The 19,161-nt window shown below is 51.9% G+C and carries 16 protein-coding genes; 6 read left to right on the top strand and 10 right to left on the bottom strand.

Annotation, left to right across the window (positions count from 1 at the left end):
* Positions 1-60: 60 nt before the first annotated feature.
* From kdsA to hemA, 6 genes are read right to left on the bottom strand one after another with little or no spacing between them, the layout of a single operon-like run.
* The gene (gene kdsA, locus EAE_RS17020) at positions 61-915 is read right to left on the bottom strand and encodes a 3-deoxy-8-phosphooctulonate synthase (RefSeq protein WP_015367105.1); all 855 of its coding nucleotides are present in this window, start codon (positions 913-915) and stop codon (positions 61-63) included.
* 39 nt (positions 916-954) lie between these two features.
* On the bottom strand, positions 955-1,767 hold the full coding sequence (sirB1, locus tag EAE_RS17015) for an invasion regulator SirB1 (protein WP_015367106.1): 813 nt from the start codon (positions 1,765-1,767) through the stop codon (positions 955-957).
* Positions 1,768-1,770: 3 nt separating this feature from the next.
* Positions 1,771-2,163 (bottom strand): invasion regulator SirB2, encoded by a 393-nt coding sequence (gene sirB2 / locus EAE_RS17010; RefSeq protein ID WP_015367107.1) that lies wholly within the window; start codon positions 2,161-2,163, stop codon positions 1,771-1,773.
* A complete protein-coding gene (gene prmC, locus EAE_RS17005; protein WP_015705084.1) occupies positions 2,160-3,011 on the bottom strand; it encodes a peptide chain release factor N(5)-glutamine methyltransferase in 852 nt (283 codons plus the stop codon). Before prmC ends, sirB2 begins: the two co-directional genes overlap by 4 nt.
* Complete coding sequence (gene prfA, locus EAE_RS17000; RefSeq protein WP_015367109.1) at positions 3,011-4,093, bottom strand: peptide chain release factor 1; 1,083 nt, start codon at positions 4,091-4,093, stop codon at positions 3,011-3,013. The genes prmC and prfA overlap by 1 nt, the downstream gene beginning before the upstream one ends.
* A 40-nt stretch (positions 4,094-4,133) precedes the next feature.
* The gene (hemA, locus tag EAE_RS16995; protein WP_015367110.1) at positions 4,134-5,390 is read right to left on the bottom strand and encodes a glutamyl-tRNA reductase; all 1,257 of its coding nucleotides are present in this window, start codon (positions 5,388-5,390) and stop codon (positions 4,134-4,136) included.
* 271 nt (positions 5,391-5,661) lie between these two features.
* On the opposite strand from hemA, the gene lolB reads away from it, so the two are divergent.
* The 4 genes from lolB (at position 5,662) to dauA (ending at position 10,072) form a co-directional block, all read left to right on the top strand.
* A complete protein-coding gene (lolB, locus tag EAE_RS16990; protein ID WP_015705083.1) occupies positions 5,662-6,276 on the top strand; it encodes a lipoprotein insertase outer membrane protein LolB in 615 nt (204 codons plus the stop codon).
* The gene (ispE, locus tag EAE_RS16985) at positions 6,276-7,127 is read left to right on the top strand and encodes a 4-(cytidine 5'-diphospho)-2-C-methyl-D-erythritol kinase (protein WP_015367112.1); all 852 of its coding nucleotides are present in this window, start codon (positions 6,276-6,278) and stop codon (positions 7,125-7,127) included. Before lolB ends, ispE begins: the two co-directional genes overlap by 1 nt.
* A gap of 181 nt (positions 7,128-7,308) precedes the next feature.
* Positions 7,309-8,256 carry a ribose-phosphate diphosphokinase gene (gene prs / locus EAE_RS16980; RefSeq protein WP_015367113.1) on the top strand — a complete coding sequence of 316 codons (948 nt, stop codon included), beginning with the start codon at positions 7,309-7,311 and terminating at the stop codon, positions 8,254-8,256.
* Positions 8,257-8,380: 124 nt separating this feature from the next.
* On the top strand, positions 8,381-10,072 hold the full coding sequence (dauA, locus tag EAE_RS16975; protein WP_015705081.1) for a C4-dicarboxylic acid transporter DauA: 1,692 nt from the start codon (positions 8,381-8,383) through the stop codon (positions 10,070-10,072).
* A 42-nt stretch (positions 10,073-10,114) separates the two neighbouring features.
* Here dauA and ychH read toward each other — a convergent pair whose 3' ends face one another.
* Positions 10,115-10,390 (bottom strand): stress-induced protein YchH, encoded by a 276-nt coding sequence (ychH, locus tag EAE_RS16970; RefSeq protein ID WP_015367115.1) that lies wholly within the window; start codon positions 10,388-10,390, stop codon positions 10,115-10,117.
* Between the two features lie 270 nt (positions 10,391-10,660).
* Here ychH and pth point away from each other — a divergent pair, with 270 nt between their 5' ends.
* Positions 10,661-11,245, top strand: a complete 585-nt coding sequence (gene pth, locus EAE_RS16965) for an aminoacyl-tRNA hydrolase (RefSeq protein ID WP_015705080.1) — start codon at positions 10,661-10,663, stop codon at positions 11,243-11,245.
* A gap of 117 nt (positions 11,246-11,362) precedes the next feature.
* Positions 11,363-12,454 (top strand): redox-regulated ATPase YchF, encoded by a 1,092-nt coding sequence (gene ychF / locus EAE_RS16960; RefSeq protein ID WP_015705079.1) that lies wholly within the window; start codon positions 11,363-11,365, stop codon positions 12,452-12,454.
* A gap of 86 nt (positions 12,455-12,540) precedes the next feature.
* On the opposite strand, the gene rdrD is transcribed toward ychF, so the two are convergent.
* Genes rdrD through rdrA form a run of 3 tightly spaced genes read right to left on the bottom strand, consistent with a single transcriptional unit; the run spans position 12,541 to position 18,706 of the window.
* Positions 12,541-13,278 carry an antiviral RADAR system accessory protein RdrD gene (rdrD, locus tag EAE_RS16955; RefSeq protein WP_015705078.1) on the bottom strand — a complete coding sequence of 246 codons (738 nt, stop codon included), beginning with the start codon at positions 13,276-13,278 and terminating at the stop codon, positions 12,541-12,543.
* 11 nt (positions 13,279-13,289) lie between these two features.
* Complete coding sequence (gene rdrB / locus EAE_RS16950; RefSeq protein WP_015705077.1) at positions 13,290-15,992, bottom strand: antiviral RADAR system adenosine deaminase RdrB; 2,703 nt, start codon at positions 15,990-15,992, stop codon at positions 13,290-13,292.
* Complete coding sequence (gene rdrA / locus EAE_RS16945) at positions 15,992-18,706, bottom strand: antiviral RADAR system adenosine triphosphatase RdrA (RefSeq protein ID WP_015705076.1); 2,715 nt, start codon at positions 18,704-18,706, stop codon at positions 15,992-15,994. Before rdrA ends, rdrB begins: the two co-directional genes overlap by 1 nt.
* Positions 18,707-19,161 lie beyond the last annotated feature (455 nt).

Here is a 19,161-nt window from a genome sequence, read left to right as displayed (position 1 = left end):
AGCCCAAAAAAAAGCCTGTCGGTGGCGAAACCGGCAGGCTTTTTTACAGCTCAGCGAAACTTAGTTGCTGGTATCCAGCTCGTCGAAGCTTTTCACCAGATCGTCGATCGCTTTCATTTGCTTCAGGAACGGTTCCAGTTTAGCCAGCGGCAGCGCGGACGGGCCGTCACATTTCGCGTGATCCGGATCCGGATGCGCTTCAATGAACAGACCGGCGATACCCACCGCCATCCCGGCGCGAGCCAGTTCCGTCACCTGAGCGCGGCGACCGCCTGAAGCAGCGCCAAACGGGTCGCGGCACTGCAGGGCGTGGGTCACGTCAAAGATGACCGGCGAGTTGTTGGACGCTTTCTTCATTACGCCGAAGCCAAGCATATCAACGACCAGGTTGTCGTAGCCGAAATTAGCGCCGCGATCGCACAGGATCACTTTGTCGTTCCCGCCTTCAATAAATTTATCAACGATGTTGCCCATCTGGCCCGGGCTGACGAATTGCGGTTTCTTGACGTTGATGACAGCGCCGGTTTTAGCCATCGCTTCCACCAGGTCAGTCTGACGCGCGAGGAACGCTGGCAGCTGGATCACGTCAACCACGTCGGCCACCGGCTGCGCCTGGCTGGCTTCGTGGACGTCGGTGATGATTTTCACGCCGAAGGTCTGCTTCAGCTCCTGGAAAATCTTCATCCCTTCTTCCAGACCCGGCCCACGATAGGAGTGGATGGAAGAACGGTTGGCTTTATCAAAAGAGGCTTTGAACACATACGGAATGCCCAGCTTTTGCGTGACGGTCACATAATGTTCGCAGATACGCATCGCAAGATCGCGGGACTCCAGCACGTTCATTCCGCCAAACAGCACGAACGGCAGGTCGTTTGCTACGTTGATATCACCAATGCTAACCACTTTTTGTTTCATAAGATCGCCTTATCAGGGTGTAACCGGAATGGTTCCAGACTAATGCAATGTAATTTGTTTATGTGAAATCGTGTTGATCTGCGCACGGATCATCTCGCTAATCGGATCCTCCGGACACTGCTCAACGAAATAATTGAGATCCAGCAGCGCCACGTGATCGCACTCCAGTTGGGCATAGATAAGCCCGCGGTCGCGAATTTCATACGGGTCTTCGGGATTGAACTGCAGCAGCGCTTCGCTGGCGCGTAGGGCCAGCTCCATCTGCCGCTCTTCCATCAACGCCGATTTCAGCGTATCGAGCAGTTTGCGGATCACTTCGGCGTTATCGGCCTCATCGAGATCTTCATTGAACAGTTCTGCCACCGGGCTGATATTCCCCTTCAGCCACACTTCCAGGGTGTGTTCATCGAGCGTCTCGCCGTTGAATGGGTTAATTAGCCACATCTCTTCGCTGGCTTCCGGGTCGGCGCGCAGCAGCATCTGCGTGGGGAAAATAACCGGTACCACCGGTAAATCCAGACGCTGGGCAATCCATAACAGAATCGCCCCCAGCGACACGGCGCTCCCCTGGCGATTCACCAGCACTTTATCCAGCCATAACGCATCGGACAGACGATAAATGCCCTGCGACGCGCCGAAGCCCCACTCGTGATAGAACAATTCCAGCAGCCGGTCGAGCTGACGCTCCTGATCCCAGGAGGTGGCAATCTCTTCCTGCGCCAGTGTTAACAACCGCTGCAACTCATCCTGCACAAAGTGCGTCGGAAAGTCGTCGCGGATCAATTCAGAAATGAGGACCATGCCTTCGCATAATGGCGCTTTGTTAAATTCGAAATCAGCTAATGACCTCATGCCTTACCCCAGTAACGGTATTCTTGTGATGGCGAGTTGAACGATGAAGAACAACACCACCAGCGCCAGCAGAAAGGCGATGAACCGGGTCTGCTGGCGGCGCGGGCGACGTCGGCCCAACGCAATAAATCCTAATGCGATGTAAATGATAACGCCAAACAGCTTTTCAGTCAGCCATGCGCCATCTTCGGTAAACGGCAGATAGTGCGTAATCGCCATTAATCCCGCGCCGCTGAGAAACAGCAGCGTATCGCTACAATGCGGCGCAATACGCACCCAGCGCTGGTTGAGCATCGCGCTGCCGCTGTAGGTCCACCAGTAACGCAGCACGAAAAGCCCGACGGATGTCACCACGCAGGCAATATGCAAATAGAGTACTGCAGTAAATAAATTCATTCGCCGGCTTGCTCCTTGTGCGGCCAACGCCCGAGAGTCAGACGTTCGTTATCGCCATAATCGCGGCAGGTCTCGACATCGAGATAACCTGCTTCATTAAACAATGCGCGTACCGCCTCGCCCTGCTTCCAGCCATGCTCCAGTAGCATATAAGCGTTGGGTAACAAGTACTGACGCCCTTCACGGATGATATGCGCTAAATCGGCCAGCCCCTGGTCGGCGGCGACCAATGCCGTTCTCGGCTCAAAGCGGACATCGCCCTCGGCAAGATGCGGATCGGTTTCATCGATATAGGGGGGATTACTGACAATCATCGCGAACCTCTGCCCCTTGAGCGCGCTAAACCAGTCGCTCTGCAGCACGGTCACGTTGTTGAGAGCGAGATGAGCGGCATTGCGCGCGGCGAGCGCCGCGGCGTCAGGCATAAAATCAACGGCAGTGACCTCGCAGTCCGCTCGCTCGCTGGCCAGCGCCAGGGCGATAGCGCCGGTGCCGGTGCCAAGATCCAGGATGCGGCAGGCCGTCTGCGGCAAGCGTACCAGCGCCTGCTCGACCAGGCATTCGGTGTCGGGCCGCGGGATCAGCGTCGCCGGCGAGACAAACAGCGGCAGCGACCAGAACTCGCGCTGACCAACCAGATGAGCCACCGGCTCGCCGTTGGCGCGGCGCGCCAGCAATGCTTCCAGCTCCGCCAACTGTTCCGCCGTCAATACGGTTTCGTCAAAAGCGAGGATCCAGGTCCGCGCTTTGCCGGTGACGTACCCCAGTAAGATCTCGGCGTCGCGACGCGGGCTGTCGCTCGCGCCGAGCCGGGCTATTGCCTGAGTAAGCCACTGTCGAAAGGTCATCATTCCTGCTCGGAAAGCGCCGCCAGCTGGTCAGCCTGGAATTCCTGCACAATCGGTTCGATCAGCATATCCAGTTTGCCTTCCATGGTTTCATCCAGACGGTAAAGAGTCAGGTTGATACGGTGGTCGGTCACGCGCCCCTGTGGGAAGTTGTAGGTACGATTGCGGTCGCTGCGGTCACCGCTGCCCAGCAGGTTACGGCGGGTAGACGCTTCCGCCTGCTGACGCTTGGCGACTTCGGCGGCGCGAATACGCGCGCCCAGCACCGACAGCGCCTTGGCTTTGTTTTTATGCTGTGAACGTTCGTCCTGACACTCAACGACGATACCGGTCGGCAAGTGGGTAATACGGATAGCGGAGTCGGTGGTGTTGACGTGCTGACCGCCCGCGCCCGAGGAGCGGAAGGTATCAATACGCAGGTCCGCCGGGTTGATATCCGGCATTTCGGCTTCCGGCAGCTCCGGCATCACCGCCACGGTACAGGCGGAGGTGTGGATACGCCCCTGGGATTCGGTCGCCGGAACGCGCTGGACGCGATGGCCGCCGGATTCAAATTTCAGCCGCCCATAGACGCCATCGCCGCTGATCTTGGCAATCACTTCTTTAAATCCGCCATGTTCGCCTTCGTTGGCGCTCATGATTTCGACCCGCCAGCGGCGGGCCTCGGCGTAGCGCGTGTACATGCGGAAGAGATCCCCGGCGAACAGCGCCGCTTCATCGCCGCCGGTGCCGGCGCGAACTTCGACAAAAGCGTTACGTTCATCGTCCGGATCTTTCGGCAGCAGCAGCACCTGCAGCTGTTGTTCCAGCGCTTCGCTTTTTTCTTTGGCATCGCGCAGCTCTTCCTGCGCCATTTCGCGCATTTCCGGATCGTCGAGCATCATCTGCGCGGTTTCGATATCGTCCTGCACCTGGCGCCAGTCGGTATAGCAGCGGGCAACATCGCCAAGCTGCGCATATTCGCGCGACAGCGCACGGAAACGGTCCTGGTCGGCAATGGTGGCGGCGTCGCCAAGCAGCGCCTGAACTTCTTCATGGCGTTCGTACAGAGCTTCCAGTTTAGCAACAATAGAAGGCTTCATAGGCGTGAATTCACCCTGTCTTTAAATAGAGAAATGTGCGCTATTCCAGCCCGAGGCTGTTGCGCAGAATATGCAGGCGTTCATCATCCCCGTCACGGGCAGCCTGCTGAAGAGATTTGGTTGGAGCGTGGATCAGGCGGTTGGTCAGCTTACGGGCCAGATCTTGCATAATTTCCTGCGCATCGCCGCCCTGCTCCAGCGCGGCAAGCGCTTTCGCCGTCAGCTCCTCGCGAACCTGCTCGGATTGGGAACGATATTCGCGGATAGTCTCGCTGGCGCTTTGGGCGCGCAGCCAGGCCATAAATTCGCTGGTTTCCTGCTCGACGATCGATTCCGCCTGCACCGCCGCGGCCTTACGCTGCGCCAGATTGTGCTGAATGATATTTTGCAGGTCATCAACGCTGTACAGATAGGCGTTGGCCAGCTTGCCGACTTCCGGCTCGACGTCGCGGGGCACCGCGATATCCACCAGCAGCATCGGCTGATTGCGGCGCGCCTTCAGCGCGCGCTCGACCATCCCTTTGCCGATGATCGGCAGCGGGCTGGCGGTAGAACTGATAATAATATCGGCGTCTTTTAAGCGCTCGTCGATATCGCTGAGGGCGATAACTTCCGCGCCGACTTCATCCGCCAGCGCCTGGGCGCGTTCACGGGTGCGATTGGCAATCACCATTTTGCGAACGTTATGTTCGCGCAGATGGCGGGCGACCAGTTCGATAGTTTCCCCCGCGCCAACCAGTAACACCGTGACGCTGGAGAGCGATTCAAAAATTTGTCGCGCCAGCGTACAGGCAGCGAAGGCAACGGAAACGGCGCTGGCGCCGATATCGGTTTCGGTACGCACGCGCTTAGCCACCGAGAACGATTTCTGGAACATGCGCTCCAGTTCGCTGACGTTCAGATGGCCGCGGCTGGAATCCGCAAACGCTTTTTTCACCTGCCCGAGGATTTGCGGCTCGCCAAGCACCAGCGAATCCAGGCCGCTGGCGACACGCATCAGATGGCTGACGGCGTCGTTATCCTGATGCCAATAAAGACTTTTACGTAGGTCTTCTTCATTCAGGCCGTGGAAGTCACATAGCCAGCGGATCAGCGCTTCCTGCAGGTTGTCCTGCTCTTCAACGCTGAGATACAGCTCCGTGCGATTACAGGTTGATAACACCACCCCGCCCTGCACCATCGGCTGAGCCAATAAGCTCTCCAGCGCCTTGTCGAGCGTATCCGGCGAAAACGTTACGCGTTCTCGCAGCGCTACCGGAGCTGTTTTGTGGTTGATGCCAAGAGCTAAAAGGGTCATGGTGAGGGAATAGTACCAGCGTTGCTAAGGTTAGTCTGAGCGCATCATACAGGATGCGCGTACTCAATAAAAGAGACGCCCCCCTTTTGGAGTAATAGTCAGGGCTTAATAGCCACTAACGGTAATTTTTTGATTTCAGACAACTTGAACGTAGACGCTATCGGCCAGCGACGCTAGCATTAAGGGTTATTATTGCAACCCGCTACACAAATCGGTGTGCGAACCATCAGTCGCCGCATTTCACTGTAGACATCAAGGATTTGTCATCATTATGAATCGACTGTTCCGCCTGCTGCCGTTGGCAAGCCTCGTTCTGACCGCCTGTGCAATCAATACTCCGCCGCAAGGGCCCGGCAAAAGCCCGGACTCCCCGCAATGGCGCCAGCACCAGCAGGATGTCCGCAACCTTAACCAGTTCCAGACCCGCGGGGCGTTTGCCTATCTTTCCGATGAGCAGAAAGTGTATGCCCGTTTCTTCTGGCAACAAACCGGCCAGGACCGCTACCGCCTGCTGCTGACCAACCCGCTTGGCAGCACCGAACTGTCATTAACCGCGCAGCCGGGCGGCGTCCAATTGATTGACAACAAAGGCCAGACCTACAATGCCACCGATGCCGAAGAGATGATTGGCCGCCTGACCGGCATGCCGATCCCGCTTAACAGCCTGCGTCAGTGGATTATCGGCCTGCCGGGCGATGCCACCGACTATTCGCTGGATGACCAGTACCGCCTGCGCGAACTCAACTACACGCAGAACGGTAAAACCTGGCACGTGACCTACAGCGGCTACACCAGCGACACCAAACCCACCCTGCCGTCAAATATGGAACTCAACAACGGCAGCCAGCGCATCAAGCTGAAAATGGATAACTGGATTGTGAAATGATGAGTCGCTGGCCCGCCCCCGCAAAATTGAATCTGTTTTTGTATATCACCGGTCAACGCGCCGATGGTTATCACACGCTGCAGACGTTGTTTCAGTTTCTCGACTATGGCGACACGCTGACCATTGAACCGCGCCGCGACGGCAAACTGCGGTTGTTAACGCCGGTCGCCGGCGTGCCGGATGAAGAGAACCTGATTATTCGCGCCGCCAGGCTACTGATGGCGGCGGCGGAGTCTCACGGTCAACTCCCCGCAGGCAGCGGCGCGGATATCAGCATCGACAAACGCCTGCCGATGGGCGGCGGCTTAGGCGGCGGCTCTTCTAACGCCGCGACGGTGCTGGTAGCCCTCAATCATCTGTGGGGCTGCGGGCTTAGCGAAGACCAGCTGGCGACGCTTGGGCTACAGCTCGGCGCCGATGTCCCGGTTTTCGTTCGCGGTCACGCGGCGTTTGCCGAAGGGGTTGGCGAGATTCTCACCCCGGTCGATCCGCCGGAAAAATGGTATCTGGTCGCCCACCCGGGCGTAAGTATCCCGACGCCGATCATTTTTCGCGATCCGGAGTTACCACGAAATACCCCGAGCAGGTCAATTAATACCTTACTAAACTGTGAATTCGGCAACGATTGCGAGGTTATCGCAAGAAAACGTTTTCGTGAGGTTGATGCAACGCTTTCCTGGCTGTTAGAATACGCGCCGTCGCGCCTGACTGGCACAGGAGCCTGTGTGTTTGCTGAATTTGACACCGAATCCGCCGCTCGTCAGGTGCTGGAAAAAGCCCCGGAATGGCTGCAAGGCTTTGTTGCGCGAGGAATAAATGTCTCGCCGCTGAAGCAAGCCCTACTGAAGTAATTCTGCTTTTTGCATGAATAACGGCAAGTTTGCCGGGCAAACAGAGTATCGGTGACAACGTCACCCTGTTCCAGACGTTGCATCGTGCTCTTTAATACACCGCCTGGATGAGATGGCGCCGGCCCGCACAGTTTAATGGCCCGTTTCATCCACCACTGGACGCATGCCTGAGGTTCTTCTCGTGCCTGATATGAAGCTTTTTGCTGGTAACGCCACCCCGGAACTAGCACAACGTATTGCCAACCGCCTGTACACTTCTCTTGGCGACGCCGCTGTAGGTCGTTTTAGCGACGGCGAAGTCAGCGTACAAATCAACGAAAACGTACGCGGTGGTGATATTTTCATCATCCAGTCCACTTGTGCTCCCACCAATGACAACCTGATGGAATTGGTTGTTATGGTTGATGCCCTGCGTCGCGCTTCTGCAGGTCGTATCACCGCTGTTATCCCTTACTTCGGCTATGCCCGCCAGGACCGTCGCGTACGTTCCGCTCGTGTGCCAATCACCGCTAAAGTCGTCGCTGACTTCCTGTCCAGTGTCGGCGTTGACCGCGTACTGACCGTTGACCTGCACGCTGAACAGATTCAGGGCTTCTTTGATGTTCCGGTTGATAACGTATTCGGTAGCCCAATTCTGCTCGAAGATATGCTGCAGCTGAATCTGGACAACCCGATCGTGGTTTCTCCGGACATCGGCGGCGTGGTTCGCGCTCGCGCTATCGCGAAGCTGCTGAACGATACCGACATGGCGATCATCGATAAACGCCGCCCGCGCGCTAACGTTTCTCAGGTGATGCATATCATCGGTGACGTCGCTGGCCGTGACTGCGTGATGGTTGATGACATGATCGATACCGGCGGTACCCTGTGTAAAGCCGCGGAAGCGCTGAAAGAGCGCGGTGCGAAACGTGTCTTCGCCTACGCGACTCACCCGATCTTCTCCGGCAATGCTATCCAGAACATTAAAAACTCTGTGATTGATGAATTCGTCGTCTGCGATACCATTCCGCTGACGCCGGAAATCAAAGCGCTGGACAAAGTCCGCACCCTGACCCTGTCAGGTATGCTGGCCGAAGCGATTCGTCGTATCAGCAACGAAGAATCCATTTCCGCTATGTTCGAGCACTAATCGAGCCCAGCCGAAAAACCCGCTGCGGCGGGTTTTTTTGTCTCTGGTTCATATTTGTATGACTAATGCCTCCTTCACCTGCCATTCAGTTGACAGATGATGCGCTCATGGATGAAACATTATTGTGAATAGATTATTTTCCTCACATGTGATGCCTTTCCGCGCCCTCATCGACGCTTGCTGGAAAGAAAAGTACACCGCATCGCGCTTTACCCGCGATCTCATCGCCGGGATAACCGTCGGGATCATCGCTATCCCGCTGGCGATGGCGTTAGCAATTGGCAGCGGCGTAGCGCCTCAATATGGACTCTACACCTCGGCGGTGGCGGGAATCGTCATCGCCCTGACCGGCGGTTCGCGCTTTAGCGTTTCCGGCCCCACCGCGGCCTTCGTGGTGATTCTCTATCCGGTGTCACAACAGTTTGGCCTGGCCGGCTTGCTGGTGGCGACGCTAATGTCGGGTATCTTCTTAATCCTTTTCGGCCTCGCCCGCTTTGGCCGTCTGATTGAATATATCCCGCTTTCAGTCACTCTTGGCTTTACCTCCGGTATCGGCATCACCATCGGTACCATGCAAATTAAAGACTTCCTTGGTCTGCAGATGGCGCATGTCCCAGAGCACTATCTGCAGAAAGTCGGCGCGCTGGTGATGGCGCTGCCGACAATTAACGTTGGCGATGCCGCCATCGGTATCGTGACGCTGGGTATTCTGATTTTCTGGCCGCGTTTGGGCATCCGCCTGCCGGGGCACCTGCCGGCGCTGCTGGCGGGCTGTGCGGTGATGGGCATCGTTAATTTGCTCGGCGGACATGTGGCGACCATCGGCTCGCAGTTCCACTATATCCTCGCCGATGGCAGCCAGGGCAACGGTATCCCGCAATTGCTGCCGCAGCTGGTGTTGCCGTGGGATATGCCGGGCTCGGAGTTCACCCTGAGCTGGTCGTCGCTTCGCGCGCTGCTGCCTGCCGCCTTCTCTATGGCGATGCTGGGCGCCATTGAATCACTGCTCTGCGCGGTGGTGCTCGATGGTATGACCGGCACCAAACACAAAGCGAATAGCGAGCTGGTCGGCCAGGGCCTGGGCAATATCATCGCGCCATTCTTTGGCGGCATTACCGCCACCGCGGCGATTGCTCGCTCCGCGGCTAACGTGCGCGCCGGCGCGACCTCGCCGATTTCCGCGGTGATCCATGCCCTGCTGGTGATTCTCGCGCTGCTAATCCTCGCCCCGCTGCTCTCGTGGCTGCCGCTGTCGGCCATGGCTGCCCTGCTGCTGATGGTAGCGTGGAACATGAGCGAGGCGCATAAGGTGATTAACCTGCTACGCCACGGGCCAAAAGACGACATCGTTGTGCTGTTGATGTGCATGTCGCTGACCGTGCTGTTCGATATGGTCATCGCCATTAGCGTCGGTATCGTGCTGGCTTCGCTGCTGTTTATGCGCCGCATCGCGCGCATGACGCGACTGGCGCCGGTCAACGTTGAAGTGCCGGACGATGTACTGGTGCTACGGGTGATCGGCCCGCTGTTCTTCGCCGCGGCGGAAGGATTGTTCACCGATTTGGAAAGCCGGATTGCAGGCAAGCGCGTGGTGGTGCTGAAGTGGGATGCGGTGCCGGTGCTGGACGCCGGCGGTCTTGACGCTTTCTTGCGCTTTGTGAAGCGCCTGCCGGAAGGCTGCGAGCTGCGGGTGTCTAACCTTGAGTTCCAGCCGCTGCGTACTTTGGCGCGCGCAGGGGTCCAGCCGATTCCGGGACGCCTGAGCTTCTACCCTGACCGTACCGCGGCGCTGGCGGACATTGAATTAGCGCAATAAAAGAGAGCTCGCCGGAAAACATATCCGGCGAGCTGAATTCAGTTAGCTGTGACGATGCTGGTCGCGACGGCAGCGTTTATCGTAGTGGCGTACCCACCAATAGCGGTCGGAGACTCTTTCATGACCACCAACGCGAGCGCCCGCCAGCCACAAAACGGCGCCGACGAAAATACTCAACACCGCGCCATGAGCAAAGAATTGCGGCAGGTTAAATTGTGGAAGCTGGTTTAAAATAGAGTAACCAACGCCGACCACCATCACAACCAACCCTAAACCCATCAGTATGTTACCGAGTAACGAAGCGTTTCTGCGTTTCATATGTCACCTCCGGACCTTGGGCTACATGGGAATATCCCCAAAATTTATAGGTTAAGTATAGACAATAGGGATATGAGTGATTGCGTGAGTGATCACATTCGGGAACATCTGATCAACAAAAGTTTACAAATAAGCCACTGAACAACATCAAATTCTAATGGTTCAAAGTGGAAATTATCAGCAACGGTAGCGTTTCGCTGGCAGAATTTTGTCAAGCGCCGACGCAGGCAGTACACTACGCGGCAAAGTACGCCTATGCAGGAATAAAAAGTGACGATAAAACTGATTGTCGGCCTGGCTAACCCCGGAGCGGAATACGCGGCAACGCGCCATAACGCTGGCGCCTGGTACGTAGATTTACTGGCGGAGCGCCACCGCGCGCCGCTGCGAGAAGAGAGCAAATTCTTCGGCTATACCTCGCGCCTGAACCTGGCGGGGGAAGACGTGCGTCTGCTGGTGCCGACCACCTTTATGAATCTCAGCGGCAAAGCCGTGGCCGCGATGGCTACCTTTTACCGTATTAATCCGGATGAAATTCTGGTCGCCCACGACGAGCTCGATTTACCCCCCGGCGTCGCTAAATTCAAACTTGGCGGCGGGCACGGCGGTCATAATGGCCTGAAGGACATTATCAGCAAGCTGGGTAATAACCCAAACTTTCACCGCTTACGCGTCGGAATTGGCCATCCGGGCGATAAAAATAAAGTTGTCGGCTTTGTGCTGGGTAAACCACCGGCCAGCGAACAGAAGCTAATTGACGAAGCGGTTGATGAAGCGGCGCGCTGTACAGAGGTGTGGCTGAAAGACGGTTTAACCAAAGCTACCAACCGTTTACACGCCTTTAAAGCGCAATAAGCGTCCGACGTGCGGAATTTTTGCCGCACACCGTGTATAATAGGCGAAGCTATTTACTTTTCTACAGTCTGTTATTCATAACAGACTGATTATCCAAAGATTAAGGTGATTTAAATCATGGGATTCAAATGCGGTATCGTCGGTTTGCCCAACGTCGGCAAATCCACCCTGTTCAATGCGCTCACCAAAGCAGGTATTGAAGCGGCCAACTTCCCGTTCTGTACCATTGAGCCGAACACCGGTGTCGTACCGATGCCCGATCCGCGTCTGGACAAACTGGCTGAGATCGTCAAGCCGCAGCGTATCCTACCGACGACCATGGAATTCGTTGATATTGCCGGTCTTGTTAAAGGCGCGTCCAAAGGCGAAGGTCTGGGTAACCAGTTCCTGACCAATATTCGTGAAACCGAAGCCATCGGCCACGTAGTGCGTTGCTTTGAAAATGACAACATTATCCACGTCGCGGGTAAAGTCGATCCGGCGGAAGATATTGACGTTATCAACACCGAGCTGGCGCTGTCCGACCTCGACACCTGCGAACGCGCCATTCACCGCGTGTCCAAGAAGGCCAAAGGCGGCGATAAAGACGCTAAGGTTGAACTGGCCGCGCTGGAAAAATGCCTGCCGCAGCTGGAAAAAGCAGGCATGCTGCGCGCGCTGGATCTGAGCAAAGAAGAGAAAGAAGCGATCCGCTATCTGAGCTTCCTGACCCTGAAGCCGACCATGTACATCGCCAACGTTAACGAAGACGGTTTTGAAAACAACCCGTATCTCGACCAGGTTCGCGCTATCGCTGAGCAAGAAGGTTCCGTGGTGGTTCCGGTTTGCGCCGCCGTTGAATCCGACATTGCCGAGCTGGACGACGAAGAGCGTGACGAGTTCATGGCCGAGCTGGGCCTTGAAGAGCCGGGCCTGAACCGCGTGATCCGCGCAGGCTACGCTCTGCTGAACCTGCAGACTTACTTCACCGCTGGCGTCAAAGAAGTTCGCGCATGGACTATTCCGGTTGGCGCGACCGCGCCACAGGCTGCCGGTAAAATCCACACCGACTTCGAAAAAGGCTTTATCCGCGCCCAGACCATCGCCTATGAAGATTTCATTGCTTATAAAGGTGAACAAGGCGCGAAAGAAGCCGGTAAAATGCGTGCGGAAGGGAAAGATTACATCGTTAAAGATGGCGACGTGATGAACTTCTTGTTCAACGTATAGCCCTGCTTTAGGACGGCATTGCCCTGAGGGTCTGACAAAAATCCACGCAGTTGCGTGGATTTTTTTATAGAATAAATTTAAAACGGTTACGCTTTTAACTTATTTTCAATCAAGGTCATAAAATAGGATGTATCGCTAACCGTATCCAGGTTTTTACTGTGATCGGCTTCATCAACAAGCTTAATATATTCGCTAAAATGAGATTCTTCGAATCTAATGTTCATTTTCTCACGTAAAATATTTAATTCATCGAGGCGCTCTAACCTTCTGACATAAATTTTGAGACGTTCATTTTGACGTGTTACCCCCAATGTACGGTCAATTAGCAATGGTAATAATGTCAAAACAAGAAACACGATAAAACCATAAAATACATTATTATTGGTGCAATAAATAAACACAAATAAAAGCACGCATGAAATGATAAATATAAAATGAGCAAATAATTTATAAATTAACTTACGAGACCCAACAACTCCATTAGTATCCTGCGGACTGTATTTACTGTTAAAGCACCACCACTGCAAGAGTAACACGACAAAAGAAATAATAAGCCCAATTAGCAGACAACCACCGAAGGATATGCTCAAGGTTCCAAGCATATTATTCACTTTCTCTACCCCAACTGTCTTCGTCAAACTCAAACAAAAGAAAAAAGTGAAGAACATGAGGAACGGAAAAGCATAAAGTGAAATTCTACGTATCAGAAAGCGAGACCAGTACGTTAAATACTCTTTTTTCCGTAAATTTTTCAACTCTTCTCTGAGCCTAGGTTGTAACCCATCAGTATCCGAATATTGCAGGTAAGGCAATGAACCACTCACGATAAAATCCTCTATTCAATAACTTCAAATACATTTAAATGATTACGCTGAAACTGCTCTAAACCGTACAGACGCAGCCTTTCCAGCCAATATTCAGCCATCGTTCGGCTTATGCCGCGTTCAATAGCAGCCTCTCGCAACAGTAAAAATTCTGTCCGTAATGTCGTTGGCATAATCCCGGGATCGTCAGTATTGACCAGAACCCTTACAGGCCCTCTACGTAAACCATGGCGATTAAATTCAGCGCCTGGTTTTAAGAGTTCTTCATCCGGTGGATTCCAGCGAAAAATTGGATGTTCTACATGTTTTTTTAACCGAGCGATATAGACGTTTGACGTCGGGTTGGTTTCGATAATTAACCCTTTGCGATCGTAACGATCGAGCAAATAATCCTGCAACGCATACACAAATTCCAGCTCTACTGGCGTATCAATATCCTGGAGGATATCCTGACCACCGCTTACCTGCTGACGCAGTTTTTCGGGGGTTCCCAATCCAATCAACTCCTGTGTACTCCATTCATCCGCGACCCGCACAACCACCAGTTGTGGAGGGAGATCGTCAAGCAGTCTGGAGTGTCGTTGCTGATAAAGCTGCGCCGCCACATTGTCTTTATCACTTAACGTTGACCAGTCTGGTAGTGCGCATTTCTCCTGCGAGGTTAACGGCGCCCCACCATGGAGTTGTCGGAGACGATACGAGCAATTACGCCGCAGAAGCCAAGCCCGGTAGAGTGTATCAGGCGTGATATTTTTTAGAGATGGTTCATCACCGTTAGCTCGTTTATCCGCCACGCTACAATCTATTTGAGGTAGTCTCTCCTTGCACCAATCACAACGCGCGACAAAACGTGCAATGCGCCGCTCAAGCAGCGGTAATACCGCCTGTGCAAGTGGCAATGAACCCGACAAAACCGTGGCATAATGCCATTGCCAGACAAGATTATCTAAATGCTCATCCAGCGGAAGTATCATCTCTCCATGCCGCTTCGCCCAGAGCGCAGGTTCAATTCCCAACGCGAGCGCATGGCCCAATCGGTCCCCCTCTCGCATCTCACAAAAGCGCACCGTTTCATCGATATGACGCAACCCCGACGCTGGATGCGCATAATCCTCCCCGGCATGGATGCTGAAATGAAAGCCCGTACTGGCGCGAAGCCCATCGGGCACCGGATAAAGCCCGCTGCGCAGCCATCGTAGCATCGGTGCAAAACCTGCAATTTTCAGGGCATTTTCATCCCCTGCAATATCCAGACCCCGAAACCAGTTCGACGGCTGAAAATGAAAGTGCGGGTTGCGTTTCCCTCCTAAAAATATCGGATGATTCCAGCCATTGTGGCTGTAAAGCTTCTGCAGCAATCGCTCTGCCTCCTTCCAGTTGGCCTGCAAATCAGCCTTTGGTCGCTTACCGCGGCCTGCCGTTTTAGAGCGTGAAAAATGCCCACAAAACTGCCAGCGCTCAAGCACTTCAATGTAGCGCAGCGCGCGTTCGTCTGGCTTAATCTCATGTTCACCAAAAACATACGGTGGAGAAACGAGCGGTACACCAAGGGTCTTGAGCAGCGACGAGGAAAAACCTGCCACCATTTCATGGCCAAAAGCAGTCGGGGATGCCTTCACTTCGGCCATATCGTCTTTGCCAGCAAACAGATAACGCATATTGCTGCTGTCAGTTTTCTTGCCCGCGCGCAGCGCACCACCGAAATAGCGTTCGGTAAAACGCGTAAGCCCCTGCCCGTCCATAATAATGCGACGTCGAAGCGCATTAACCGTAAGCCAAAAGCAGAGTATGGCCGTGCGCTCAAGCGGATGGGCGTCTTTCAGCTGGTAAGTGTGGCAAAGATAAAGCTGAAGCCACAGCCAGCGTGAAGGATGCTTTCGGTCAGAGGCATGCGCCAGCTGGCCTAACAGCCAGCCGGGATTGATGTTTTCTGTTCCTCGGTTCTTTTTAGCGAGGATTCTCCAGTCCGGGAGATTCAGGCTTTTCGTCATCGGGTTACTCAAGGTTGCATACTTCTTGAAAACCGTTTCAAACCGATCGGAGAGTAATAAGGAAAGCAGTGACTTTGCCCGAACCAACAGCGGCGTTAAATTATCGCGCTCTTCAAGTGCCCACAGCGATGCATTGTTGCTTTTTGGCAGTTCAAGATCTTCAAAAAGATAACCATCCAGGATGGTATCTCCCGCCGTCACCCCGCCCAGATGGACGTGCCCCTCCGCAAAAGGTTTGCCCGCGCTGGCAGGCGGTGCGAAGAACGGATTCTGCGCCATCACCACCCGGGTGATGTCTGACAATCGCGGAGGAGGACTTTGTTGTAGCCAGTCGCCAAGACGCCAGCCCACAAGCAGAGCCGGGTCCAGTTCTGCCGCTATCCGCACATAGTCTTGTACCTTATTCTCGCGGTAGTAGAGCAAATCACCATTACGTAGCAGCAGTTGTTCTGCAATGACATCCAGCCAAGGCAGTGCCGGGCTGGTCAACAAGCCATTATCACAGATATTCCCCATTAGCTGGCGCACGTCGGTCAACCGATATGTGCGCGGATAACGGTTATCAATACTCTCAACGAGCAGTTGGTAGCACTCCTCCTGCAATGACGACCACGTCGTAAAATCATCCGGCGGCGATAGCAGGATCGCCCAAAAGCGCTTTGACAGGCGCTCGTCGGTGAAGAAACACCCTGTTGCATGTTCACTCAACGACCGGGTTAACATTATTTGTCACCACTTAGGTTAATTTCACTGTATGCCTCTAACAGAATTCTCACTGCTGGATCGCTATTAGAGAACTCACTGATTACAGAATTGATAAATTGATCGGCTTCTTTTAGAGGTTTGTACAATGCCGTTAGCCGCTCTTTAATGATTTTTTTTGTTAACTTTTCATTCTCATCGATGCCTAATCTGTCAATAATGAATCGCCGAGCTTTCGTTAGTTTTCTCTGATTTATTATTTTTCTCGTATCATCCTGATTTTTTGATGGCTGTTTTAAATCTGCTAATAATACTTCATCGATCCATCTTTTGAGAGGATGTGAACTCAGAACATAACTGACTGTTCTACTCATCTGACCAAAAGCTTGTCGATTCATAGCACTCCGACTTGACGGTCCTTGCTGTAGATTCTGTTCAGGGGTAAATGGTCCGAGGTTGGTACGGAAATTAGCATGTTGATAGAAATTTTTTGAGGAGTTAATATTAGTCGTTACTACCACGTCTGGTAACCCGAACAACTCGCCTTTTTCAAAACTACCAAATGCCGACCAAGTTGAATAAAATACTCGACCTACAATATTAATTGCCTTAGTAATATCCTGCATACCCTTTTGGTCAATAGCATTACTTGCGACCTGACTGTATACTTTGTTAAAAACCTTATATACCATCCAAGGCGATATTTTTAATCTATCAACATTATTTTCTTTTCGCCATAGTTTAATATCTTCATACAAACACTCCAATGAATTTTCTAATCTATCTTCACGATCATAGGATTCTTCTTTTTCGAGATCATCCACATTCCCTCCAGAATCTTCACCCTCAGCCTCATTAATTTTTAATTTTTTAGTTGGCGCAAGAGCGCTGGCAGAATAAAATGGTGAGCGTTGTAAGATTCGTTGCAGATCTGATAAATCCAGATCTGAGATCAAGCTGGCAATGATAATTTCAAAAATTCGACCAATATTAAGAACAATCGACTGCTTTGCATTTGTATAAAAATTCCTTTGTGTTAAAGCACTAATAAGAAAAATTGCCTTATCATTCAATTCTTCACTAGCGTTATTGCTCTCAACGTCCTCCCAATACTTCCATCTCAACCCCGAGTTAATACCTGTTTCTGCAATAGGATAAGGCAAAATTGTCATTTTTCCCTTGATTACCGAAAGCCAGCCTTCTGGTAAGCTTTTAGATAATTGCGACTCCCAATCGGTCAAGCTTTCTCCTGCATTAAAAATGACGTATTCAGGGCGATCCTGAAGCAAGGGCTGGAAAAGTACGGTATCAAATATCGAATTGTTACGATTCTTACTATTTTTCCATTCAGCCCAATTTAGCTGAGCCTTAAGGGTTAAATAGACTGCTCCAGCTTTTGGTTCGAACTGAAAATAACTCAGCAACTTGTTGATCCAACACATATCATCAACTAATTTACCGTTTTCGTTATTTTTCATTCCTACTGGAGAATGTTGATAATTCCATGCTAGATATTTTTCATTGAAGACTTTATAGGCATCAGCATACTCACGCTTAGCTTCTTTACTGAGCTCCCGGTGTTTCAACGCAAAAGCTTCAAGTACTGGGCGTGGAACATCAGGCATCTGCCACCAACGGCGAACAGTAAGAGGAGTATCCATACTTTTAAGCTCTGGTGGAAGTTCTATTATTAAATCACCACAGTGATTTATAAACTGCGTTAGGGCACGAATCGATGGGATCGGTAGCGGTAAATCGCTACCCTCAAGACCGTTCACCGGGCCGGTGATAAATATCTTCAGCCAAGCCATAAAGTTGCGCAACGGGATACCGTCTTTATCCAAGGTAACATCCATACCGTCTTGCTGCCAATAATCACTCACGGCGGGCATACTTAATCTACGCGGCAGTGGTAATATTTTACGTTGGTACTCAATTGCCAATTCCTTGGCTATATCATAAGACTTCTTACGTTCATAAGATGAGTCTTTATTCAACCGTCCATGAAAATCTCGCCAGCATACTTCGTCATACAGGCGACGATCGCCACTCACAATCGGCAATACGTAAGGAGATGTAAGATAACGACGCAATATTTCCAGATTTTCAAACGCCCGGTTAAGCGAAGTGTCCACATCATCAATCGGCAGTATTAATAATTTTCTCCCAATTAAATCTAGCGTGGATTTTAAAAATGCTTCAACGCAATTTGCCAGATGCTTGCTGCCATAGAGGGAACGGATTTTATCCATCCCTCGCTGACTGTGTTGCAGGTCAATGGATTCAAGGCCATTGGCTAAATTTTCAAGTTTTTGGATAAAGAGTCTCGATTTATCAAGGTCTTTACTTTGCGCCTCTTTAATTTTTTTATCCTGAAGTACTGCAGCAACAATGATATGTAAAAACAGCGATTCACCATCTTCAAGCAGAGTCGGGTCGATGGGATCGAGAATATGAATATCTCCAGCAAACTCTTTATGATTACTTTCCAGGTAATCTCTTAAATTCACTAGTACCGATGTTTTACCCGTACCTCTTTCACCGTCAATCGATATTGCCTTATGACTGCGCGTTTCGTTAAACGATTCTGAATTTTTCGGTACTTCATCAACATCCTTAACAGCCTTTTCAATGAACTGGGCAAGCTGTTCGTAAATTTTACGAGGAAGTAAGGTATCTGGATCCTTGAGGACCGCAGACTCTCCACTGTCTAATGGTATGTATATCGTGTTCACAGTAATCCCTTTACGGTCGTTTTTGATGGGGAACAGAAGGTGAAACTGTGAATTTTGATGAAAAAATAAATAAAATCAAGATGGCAATTAGAATAATCTTAAAATAGTTCAAATTCTAATTATCTTAGTTCGTAACAATATTCTGCTAAAGAAGAGTGAATTTGGCCTGCTCTCCTGTAATTGACATATAACCATTGACAAACAAAAAAAATAGTGCAAGCACTCCTAATGAATAAAAATTGTTCGGAGTTGATGTAACTAGCCCCAGATATCAACATCAATATAAATGAGTACTTTTATGAGTAAAAAAACATCAAATAAGAATTAAATCATTAAATAACATATAATTAGCTTGTTAATCACAGCTCAACGTCTAATCCCGGACGATAAAATCCGCGCCCCGGCGCGGATTTTTCATTTCAAAGCCTCGCAGGTTTTATAACTCGCGAGGCTTT

The sequence above is a fragment of the Klebsiella aerogenes KCTC 2190 genome (assembly GCF_000215745.1).
GTDB classification, from domain to species: domain Bacteria; phylum Pseudomonadota; class Gammaproteobacteria; order Enterobacterales; family Enterobacteriaceae; genus Klebsiella; species Klebsiella aerogenes.
The sequence above is the reverse complement of the archived record's forward strand: the minus strand, read 5'-3'. Positions and strand labels throughout refer to the sequence as shown.

Bases quoted from the DNA above. Each gene is read 5' to 3' on its own strand.
- prfA (WP_015367109.1), bottom strand. From the start codon at position 4,093: ATGAAGCCTTCTATTGTTGCTAAACTGGAAGCTCTGTACGAACGCCAT.
- lolB (WP_015705083.1), top strand. From the start codon at position 5,662: ATGAATCGACTGTTCCGCCTGCTGCCGTTGGCAAGCCTCGTTCTGACC.
- rdrB (WP_015705077.1), bottom strand. From the start codon at position 15,992: ATGTTAACCCGGTCGTTGAGTGAACATGCAACAGGGTGTTTCTTCACC.
- sirB1 (WP_015367106.1), bottom strand. From the start codon at position 1,767: ATGAGGTCATTAGCTGATTTCGAATTTAACAAAGCGCCATTATGCGAA.
- ychH (WP_015367115.1), bottom strand. From the start codon at position 10,390: ATGAAACGCAGAAACGCTTCGTTACTCGGTAACATACTGATGGGTTTA.
- kdsA (WP_015367105.1), bottom strand. From the start codon at position 915: ATGAAACAAAAAGTGGTTAGCATTGGTGATATCAACGTAGCAAACGAC.
- hemA (WP_015367110.1), bottom strand. From the start codon at position 5,390: ATGACCCTTTTAGCTCTTGGCATCAACCACAAAACAGCTCCGGTAGCG.
- ychF (WP_015705079.1), top strand. From the start codon at position 11,363: ATGGGATTCAAATGCGGTATCGTCGGTTTGCCCAACGTCGGCAAATCC.
- ispE (WP_015367112.1), top strand. From the start codon at position 6,276: ATGAGTCGCTGGCCCGCCCCCGCAAAATTGAATCTGTTTTTGTATATC.
- prmC (WP_015705084.1), bottom strand. From the start codon at position 3,011: ATGACCTTTCGACAGTGGCTTACTCAGGCAATAGCCCGGCTCGGCGCG.
- sirB2 (WP_015367107.1), bottom strand. From the start codon at position 2,163: ATGAATTTATTTACTGCAGTACTCTATTTGCATATTGCCTGCGTGGTG.